This is a genomic window from Lentiprolixibacter sp., assembly GCF_982873095.1.
This window is the reverse complement of sequence record NZ_CEYNTP010000132.1, coordinates 6,202-6,785: the sequence shown is the minus strand read 5'-3', so window position 1 is coordinate 6,785 and position 584 is coordinate 6,202. Positions and strand designations below refer to the sequence as shown.

Annotated in this window: 1 pseudogene; it reads right to left on the bottom strand. The window is 44.0% G+C overall.

Going from position 1 to position 584, the window contains the following annotated elements:
* Positions 1–584 (bottom strand): annotated as a pseudogene (locus AC4E7D_RS08930) (DUF4270 domain-containing protein); the annotation flags it as partial.

Sequence of the window (584 nt, the reverse complement as noted above, 5' to 3'; positions counted from 1 at the left end):
TCGTCTTCTTCCTCTGTTTCGGGATCGTCTTCCTGGAAAATCAGGATTTCCTCATCGCTTATCTCCACGGGTCCTTCAAACAAAACATCTGAAACAAATCCAGGTGAAAATTCCTGGGAAGAGAAGTATTCCTGGGCTTCCAGAAAACCCGAATCCGGGTCCAGGTCCCTTAAATAAAAAGTTGAGCGTTCAATTTTAAGATTAAAAGGAGTTTCTAGGTTCCCGTAAATGCTGTCCAGGTCTACCCTCTTCGGAAACCTGTTAGCAAAGGTTTGTTCGTCCTCACCATCAAGAATGCCGTCTCCATCTGTATCTTGATCCAAAGGGTTCAGTCCGGAGATCCTTTCCTGGTTGTCTGTTATCCCATCTCCATCAGAATCACTGTTAGGGTCTTCCGGGTCAATATCAAATACATTGGGAACGCCATCCAGGTCACTATCTGCATTGGGATTCTGTAAGAAAGGGATATAGAAAATGACGTTGGTAACCGTTTCATTTTCTTCAATGGTGGTATCTGAATCGTCTGTATCAGCTGTATTCTCTGTTTCCTGAGAAAAGTTGCCAAAAATGGGTCCCGGATTTCC